2 protein-coding genes are annotated in these 2,159 nt (G+C 42.6%); both read right to left on the minus strand.

What is annotated here, in order from left to right:
* The coding region (edd, locus tag L652_RS0103110; RefSeq protein WP_024603278.1) for a phosphogluconate dehydratase at nt 1-1,571 on the minus strand (1,571 nt) is incomplete at its 3' end.
* Between the two features lie 336 nt (nt 1,572-1,907).
* On the minus strand, nt 1,908-2,159 hold a 252-nt coding region (locus L652_RS0103115; protein ID WP_024603279.1), incomplete at its 5' end, for a substrate-binding domain-containing protein.

The following is a 2,159-nucleotide window of genomic DNA, read 5'->3' on the forward strand; positions in this document are numbered from 1 at the left end:
CGACCGTCAGTAACAATGGCTACTTTAAAGCCTTCATCTTGAAGCGTTGCCATTACTGGCGTTAACTTGTGTAGCTCTGGCATACCTTTCGCTTTAGGGCCTTGCTCTTTTAGCACGGCAATAAAGTCTTGGTTTAATTCGCCACGAGTGTATGCATCTTGAAGAGCACTTTGTGAGCTAAATACTTTTGCAGGAGCAGTAACGGTTTGATGTTCTTCAGCAACCGCTGACACTTTGATAACAGCTTTACCTAAGTTGCCAGTTAGAAGTTGCAGACCACCTTGCTTACTAAATGGGTTACTCACTGGACGAAGTACTTCTTCATCGTGCGAGTTTGCTGGGCAATCTACCCATTTAACTTTAGTTGGGCCGGTTGAGTCGCTCATGATCAAGCTATCGTCTTTATCTAAACGAGGCTCTGTCATGTATGGTGCTAAACCATCGCCTAGCATTGTTTTAACGTCTGTATGTAAGTAACCAGCGCTTGCTAGTTCTCGCATTAAGAAACCCATACCGCCAGCTGCTTGGAAGTGGTTTACATCAGCTGATCCGTTAGGGTAAATACGTGTAAGAAGTGGTACAACTTCTGATAAGTCAGACATATCTTTCCACGTAACCTGAATGCCGGCAGCTTTTGCTATCGCAACAATATGGATAGCATGGTTAGTAGAACCACCTGTAGAAAGCAGACCCACTAAACCATTTATAATCGTTTTTTCGCTGATCACATCGGCTAAACACGGGCTTTCTTTATCATCTGTAAGCTGCTTGAGCATTGTTTCTACAGCATTACCTGTAAGGCCATCGCGAAGCTCAGTGTAAGGATTAATAAACGAGCTACCTGGAAGGTGTAAGCCCATTATTTCCATTAACATTTGGTTTGAATTGGCAGTACCGTAGAACGTACATGTACCAGCGCTGTGATAAGACGCACTTTCAGCTTCGAGTAAGTCTTCGCGGCTCACTAAACCTTGTGCAAACTTTTGGCGAATACGTGCTTTTTCTTTATTTGGAATACCTGATTGCATTGGACCTGCTGGTAAAAAGAACACAGGTAAATGACCAAACGACAATGCACCAATTAATAAACCAGGAACAATTTTGTCACAAACGCCTAAACAAAAAACGCCATCAAACACATCGTGCGAAAGAGAAATTGCTGTAGACATAGCAATTACATCGCGAGAAAAAAGTGAAAGTTCCATGCCGTCACGCCCTTGCGTAACACCATCACACATTGCAGGAACGCCACCAGCAACTTGAGCTGTAGCATCGTATTTTGTTGCAATGTCTTTAATTAAATCTGGGTAGTCTTTGTATGGCACATGAGCCGATAACATATCGTTATATGAGTTGATAATAGCAAGATTTGGCTGCTCATCAGCCTTTAAGCGCGCTTTGTCATCACTGCTACATGCAGCCATAACATGGGCTATATTTCCGCAACCTAAACCAGCACGAACTCTTGTTTGTTTTTTTGCGTGCGAAATGCGATCTAAATAATCTTGACGGGTATTTTTACTGCGTTCGATAACGCGCTGGGTAACTTCTTGAATACGAGGATGTAACATAATTTAACTCATCTCTATTAGTTAGAGGATAAAGGCTCAGTAGCAACTACAGACTCCACGTAAATAACTGTACTGAGCATCTTTGATTTACCCGTTCAAAGGTACGCTACCAGGGAGCCTCTCACAACAACCCTGACACCGGTGTCACTGTATTAACGCATAGCAATGACACCGGTGTCAACCCCAGGTAACAAAAATAGTTTAATATTTTAACATGACCGAATAATGACCTAATTGATTTTTAGGCACAAAGCATGTTTTAGCAAGTTCAGAGTAAAAAAAAGCCCGAATAAACGTCACTCATATTCGGGCTACTGTGAAAGTGTTTTAAACTCACTATTTTATTGCTGAGGTAGACTCGCGTGTAATCAAGCGCGACTCAAGCGTTACCTGATACGGCTGCTCTTGTGGTTGAGCTATGTGTGAAATAAGTTGCGTTACGGCTTGTTTAGTCATCTCTTCAACGGGCTGTGCAATCGTTGTTAACCCGGGCCAAATATGACGTGCAATGGGCGCATTATCAAACCCAGCTATTGAAATGTCATCAGGCACTTTTAATTGGCGCTGAGTTGCTAATTTAAGTACGGC

This window comes from Pseudoalteromonas sp. TB25 (assembly GCF_000497995.1).
In the GTDB taxonomy this organism is placed as follows: Bacteria; Pseudomonadota; Gammaproteobacteria; order Enterobacterales; family Alteromonadaceae; genus Pseudoalteromonas; species Pseudoalteromonas distincta.